Annotated in this window: 4 protein-coding genes; 3 read left to right on the plus strand and 1 reads right to left on the minus strand. The window is 46.7% G+C overall.

Annotated features, from left to right (window positions below; translation table 11 throughout):
- Positions 1-136: 136 nt before the first annotated feature.
- Positions 137-1,357: a pentapeptide repeat-containing protein gene (locus RH949_RS05865; protein ID WP_446352202.1), complete on the minus strand. Its 1,221-nt coding sequence runs from the start codon at positions 1,355-1,357 to the stop codon at positions 137-139.
- Positions 1,358-1,591: 234 nt separating this feature from the next.
- Between RH949_RS05865 and RH949_RS05870 the strand changes: the two genes are divergently transcribed.
- The 3 genes from RH949_RS05870 to RH949_RS05880 form a co-directional block, all read left to right on the plus strand.
- A complete protein-coding gene (locus RH949_RS05870) occupies positions 1,592-2,938 on the plus strand; it encodes a TldD/PmbA family protein (RefSeq protein WP_446352203.1) in 1,347 nt (448 codons plus the stop codon).
- Between the two features lie 173 nt (positions 2,939-3,111).
- The gene (locus RH949_RS05875) at positions 3,112-4,083 is read left to right on the plus strand and encodes a LysR family transcriptional regulator (protein ID WP_446352204.1); all 972 of its coding nucleotides are present in this window, start codon (positions 3,112-3,114) and stop codon (positions 4,081-4,083) included.
- A gap of 764 nt (positions 4,084-4,847) precedes the next feature.
- Positions 4,848-6,240 (plus strand): DUF4114 domain-containing protein (locus tag RH949_RS05880; RefSeq protein WP_446352205.1); only part of this gene is annotated, 1,393 nt, incomplete at its 3' end.

Raw genomic sequence — 6,240 nt, forward strand, 5'->3', positions numbered from 1 at the left:
TGGATTTTTTTTACCTTAACTGATACTCAACAGAAGCACCCCCAATTCCTGACAATGGAATACTGTTTTAAACTAAATTTAGTTTAGTTCTTATGTACTATAGAAAAGGTCAAGCTTGACTCAGGATTAACGGATTTCAACGCCCTAATTTATTAGTAATCCCATCACACCCCCCTGGAATCGTTCGGCGAGACTGTTCACCGCACCAGGAACAGCAGTATTGACGTTGTTCCTCGCCTAACCGTTGTACCCCAGTAAAATTCGCGCCCTCAACCACGGCGCCCGTGTGAATTCCAGTGCGATAATCAGGCAGTTCAGTACGACTGCGGGGACTGGCGGTTTCCACTGATCCATAGAACAAGCGCACACCCTTAAGATCAGAGTTGGACAAATTCGTTTTATAGAGAATCGTGCGAGACAAATTCGCTCCGGCTAAGTCACAATTGCTTAGATCCGCTTGCACCATATTAGCTTCACTTAATTCCGCCCAGCGTAGATCCGTACCTGCCAAATCAGCCCCGGCTAACATAACATTTAGAGCAATAACTCGCACGCCATAAACCCGATCTTCTTGATACCCGCCATAACCATCTAGCATAGGACGTCCTAAATGGCGATCGCGTTTTAAGGGTGTGAGTAATCTGGATTGAGACAAAAACCGTAAAACTTTCGCTTTACCACCAGCGTCTACACTATTGAGAATAGCGGCGGTTCGTCCTTCACAAAACGCCCGTTCTTGGGGCCAATCCTCTAGCAATCCTTCATCGTCTAAAGCCAGGTCACAAATACCCTGAAAATAGGCATCAATGGTTTGCTGCTGGGTAATTGTATTTTGCTGGATCGTGAGATCTTTAGAAATAACATACTGACGCCAAGCGATATAGACAGCGAGAATAGCAATCAGAATTTGCCCTAACGCACCAATCCATTCCGCTAAAGAACCCACCGAATCAAACGCCTTGGTGAATCCGGTTAACGCTGCAATCCCAACGATTGCCAGGATCACACCACAAACCGCAATAACTTGCGATCGCTGCTGGGGAGAGAGAGATTGCTGCAACCATTGTTGTAAGGGTGACCAAATCGCCGACACAGAGAGGAGTAACGTGACAATGACCCCGGCGAGAATCACCCAGTTGTTATCCAGAACTAAGCCAACAATCAAAACCGCGATCGCACTGAGGATGATAATCGAAGGATCAGCCAATGCTTTACGATTAGTAGTCTGTGGATCAGAGAATTGAGTCGGGGACACCACCGACACCTGATCAGAAGCCTGGGATGAGATTGGCTCAGGATTAGGGTGGGTTGACTGGATGGCTGGATTAGACGGAGATGGATCAGACGGGTTGGTCATAGTTTGCCAGTGCAGCAGTGGAAGCAGATACAAAAGATTTTAACGACACTTAATTTTGTACAATCAGGTGGATAGCGATCGCCTGATCGGGTAGGGGCAAATTATGATAATTTGAGTATTTATCAGAAATTGTCTCCATTTGTCCTGTCCACCCTACATCTACTGGGACATTGACTATAAACAAGACGCGCCTATCCTATCGGAAACAGAATGTTTGACTTGGAGTAAACCGCCGTGACCCCAGCTACAGCCTCTACATTAGTAAGCGAAGACCAAGCCTTATCCTTGGTTGATTCCGTGATTCAGCAATCCCAAGCTGAAGGCGTGTTCGTCAGCGTGAGTTCCAGTGAATCTGCTCTCAGCCGCTTCTCAGAAAATCAAATTAGCCAGAATATTAACCGCCATAAATTTACTCTCACCGTTACCAGTTATTTCGGTAAACGCAGCGCATCGGCTTCCACCACAGAATTTTTACCCGATGCAATTACCGATACCATCCAGCGATCCGAAGAATTAGCTCGGATTGCACCCGAAGATCCAGAATGGGTTCCCTTGCTTGAACCCCAAGTCTACGAGTCGCGTGTTCCTGCCTTTGACGACGCCACAGCCACTTTATCACCCTTAGCACGCGGAGAAATGGTACAACAAATCTGTGCTAAGAGTGCTAAAGCTGGAGTGGAAGGTTCTGGACGATTGAGTACTCAAGCCTTTGCTCAAGCCGTGGGGAATTCCCTGGGATTACGCGCCTGCGATCGCGGTACAGAGGCGGAGTTAAGTTTTACGGCTCGAATTGAGGATGGATCGAGTTGGAGTCAACGCACAGCCTTTGCTATTACTCAGTTACCCCTGGATTCCCTGATAGAACCCCTGATTGAGCGGGCATTTGCCGCCCGTAATCCCCGTGAAATTCAACCGGGTGTTTACCCTGTCATCTTTAATAATCCGGCGTTTGCGGATTTACTCCCCTGGGTGATTTTCAATTTAAATGCCCGATCCGCCGATGAAGGGCGATCGTTTATGTCTCGCACCGATGACACAGGTCAACCTGTGGGTAATCGCGTTGGCGAATCCCTATTTAGTCCCTTGGTACAAGTGCAACGCCATCCTGCTCATCCATTGTTGCAGAGAGGAACCTGCTTTAGTGATGGATTGAGCAATCACTACCTAGAGATTATTCAGGATGGAGTGCCTCAAACCTTATCCTATAGTCGCTACTGGGCGAAACAGCAGGGAAAAGAACCAACAGGATCATTATTTCCCATCGTTATGTCTGGATCTGAGCAAAGCCTGAGCGATTTGATTGCTCAAACGGAACGGGGAATCTTGGTTAATCGCGCTTGGTATGTGCGCTATGTCAATCCACGTACCTTAGAGGTGACAGGAATGACCCGTGATGGTACATTCTGGATTGAAGACGGGAAAATTGCTTATCCGATTAAAAATCTGCGATTTAACCAAAGTTTGCCCGATATGTTACGGGATATTGATGCTCTGAGTACGGTACAGCGTTTCGGGGGTCGGGTGATACCAGGGGTACGAGTTAAGGCGTTTAATTTCAGCAGCGTCACAGATAGCGTTTAAACAGTAGGGTGGGCATTGCCCACCTTATCTACGGTTCGGAGATTAAACAGTAGGGTGGGCAATGCCCATCTTACCTACAGTTCGGAGATGAAGCTGCCGTATCAAGTATTACTAAGTTGAGGTGAGATATCGATTAAGCTAATCTCACGTTAATATATCTCCGCTACACCATCATGCGTCTAGAGCAGTTACAAGCTTTTTTAGCCGTTGCTGAGACAGGCAGCTTTCAACAAGCCGCCCGTGAATGCGGTGTTACCCAATCGACGATTAGCCGCCAAATTCAAGCGTTGGAAGCTGAAGTAGGGCTACCCTTGCTCCATCGAACGGCTCGGGCGACATTAACCTTAGGAGGCGATCGCTTTTTATTTCGCGCCCGTAAAATCTGCCATGAATGGAAAACAGCTACCCAAGAATTATCTGACTTGTTAGACGGAAAACAACCTGAACTCTGTGTCGCCGCTATTCACTCCGTCTGCGCCCATTACTTGCCCCCGGTTTTACAGCGTTTTTGTCAGGATTATCCCAACGTGCAACTGCGGGTAACGGCATTAGGGAGCGATCGCGCCCTGAAAGTCTTGAAAGATGGCTTGGTTGATTTAGCGATTGTCATGAATAACCGCTATTTAACCGCCAGCGCCGAAATGGTGACGGAGCAATTGTATGACGAACCCATCGAAGTCTTAATGGCAGCCGATCATCCATTAACAAAATATACCCTAGTGCCTTTGGATGCCCTAACGTGCTATCCCCATGTGATATTTAAAGATGGCTATGGAATGCAGCGATTGGTACAAGATTTGTTCTCCCGGCAAAGTGGCACCCTTAACGCTAGCTTAGAATTAAATTCCCTGGATGCTTTTCGGGGAGTTGTGCGTCAGGGACATTTAATTTCGCTGTTACCCCGATCTGCCTTGGTAGAAGCCCTAAATGATCCGACTCTGGCTGTGCGTTCGATTGCTGCTGCTACTGAAAATGGATCACCTCCGAAACAAACCTTGACCCGGCAAGTGGTGTTAGTCACGACACAAGATCGACTGCAAATCCCGCCGATTCGCGCCTTTTATAACATGGTGCTGGAACTTATGCCTACCTGTCATACAACAGTTCAAGAGACTGTGAGCGTAACTCCCGCGATCGCTCCTTAACAACATTGCGTGAAACAGGGAGGGGATGTAAACGGAAATGTTAAGGGAAATCAATCATTTTTCATACCTTTATCAAATCTTTAAACAGAGACTTACGGGGTTCTACGACATAAGCTGACATGGGGAATTTACCGTTTCCGTAATTTTACGGAGAACAGGCTGATGTGTGAATTGTGTAGGGGCGGGTTTCACGACTATCTTTTCGGTTGCACCCAGATGTAACTAAACCCGCCCAGACGCGCCATGGCGCGTCTCTACATACAATAGTTTGTAGACTTCCTGTGAAAAATCAAATTAATCCATGACAGCTTGGTTAAGGGGGGTTAAGTCAAAAACTGTAACATTTATCACCTATTGCTGAGCGTCAGGGGAAAGTTACCCGCTTTATGAAAACTTAATAAAAAACTCAAGACAAAGTTTATTCTTTCGAGATAGGATAGTAAACAAGCTAGAGTTTTATTAAGTGGATTTTCCTTTCAACTTAATAGGTTTTCTGTCCGAGTTTGCTGCTGGCAATTGCTGCTCTATTCAGTAACAGGATTTGCTGGACGACTTGTTTACATTGACGGGCAGCCGCGTTTGGGTTTCAGTGTGCTTATCCAGTGTTTCCGTAATTCATCGTCATAATTGTGGGCTTGGCTAAAGTCGAACTTTCCTGCCAATTTGAATCGGTTTAACCCCTTAGCCACTCATCGCATCTGATAGATTTTGCCCCTTGGCTGAATCTGTATTTTTACCTGCACTATTCCACAAAATGGTCATCTATGTCTTGGTTTAATTTTTCCTCAAAGAAACGTCCTGCTGCTCAAGGCTTTGCGTCGAAAAAGAAGGGTCAGGAGTTACCGCAAGCTTTTATTTTAGAACCGATTTTAACGCCTAGTGGTTTATTGGATGGCACGGATAATCCCATAGATCTCGTGGATATCGATATCTCGGCTGACCAAATTGCTGATATTGATATCCCGGAGATTGAGGAAGGGTTTGAAACTATTTCAGATAATGATTTAGAGGAGATTGCCTTCGTCACCTCGGTTGAAGGAGAGGAAACCTTAGAAGAGATTCCCTTTGTTACCTCACTGGATGACGCGGCGGAGAGTGAAGCCACGGATGAGGCGCTGACGGACGAAACGCCGTTAAGTGAATCGCTATTAACTGGGTTAGATAGTTCCAGTGTGACCTTTGAATCCGGTGTATTTACGGTTGGACAAACTGGGGAAGTTAGTGTTGATTTCCTCTTTGATGGTGGGGGATATGAAGGTGAACTCGCCGTCTTTAGTTTAGAGGGGATGGAGGAGTTTGAACCGGGTTCGGAGGCGTTTATTCAGGAAGCGGCGTCTCGTGGGTTGAGTGATTCCGAGTTAGGTCATGTTGTGATTAGTGACCAAACAGAAGGGGCGCGGTTCGTTGGCGAATTAGGAGAAAGCGACCAAAATTCTGGAGAGTATTTGGGAGTTCAGACAGTCCAAATGCGTCCAGGGGATGAGTTTGGCTTTATGCTGGTTCCCAATAATACAGTGCAACGGGTGTTTGATAATCCCGATGTGGGAGGGGCGGCGCGTCCCCTATTTTCTATGGCGACAGCGAATCCAGATGATGCATTTCATGTGGGGCAAATTGCTGATGTCACGGGGGATGGAAGTACCTTTGTGATGGAAGATTTGCGGGTGGATACCCAGTCGGATGGGGATTATAACGATGTTATTTTCCAAGTGCGCGGGGCGACGGGTGAAGCCGCGTTGATGGATGAGGTGATTGACTCTGGAAAGGATTGGCGGGAGACGGATTTGGGTCAAGCGTTGATTGATTATGCCGAACCTTATATTACGCCGGATACGCCTGATGATGGCGAACTCTTAACCGATGAATTAGTCGGAGAATCTCCAACCGATGACATCCCAGTCGATGAGGGTGAAATAGTCACCGAACCGACGACTGATGAGTCAACGGATGTTGTTATCGATGAACCTGTTAACACCAGTGAAATTATCACCGAACCCACAACTGAAGAATCAACAAATGTTGTTATCGATGAACCTGTTAACACCAGTGAAATTATCACCGAACCGATAACAGATTCTGCACTCGCTGAACCTGTCCAGTATGAGTTTCCTCCAGAAAATCAGCCGTTAGTCGGCATTATTGATACAGGTTTCAGTG

This window comes from Coleofasciculus sp. A1-SPW-01 (genome assembly GCF_040217205.1).
GTDB lineage: Bacteria > Cyanobacteriota > Cyanobacteriia > Cyanobacteriales > Coleofasciculaceae > Coleofasciculus > Coleofasciculus chthonoplastes_A.

What these genes read in the sequence shown, in the direction of transcription:
- RH949_RS05865 (WP_446352202.1), bottom strand. Translation starts at nt 1,357, where the DNA reads ATGACCAACCCGTCTGATCCATCTCCGTCTAATCCAGCCATCCAGTCA.
- RH949_RS05875 (WP_446352204.1), top strand. Translation starts at nt 3,112, where the DNA reads ATGCGTCTAGAGCAGTTACAAGCTTTTTTAGCCGTTGCTGAGACAGGC.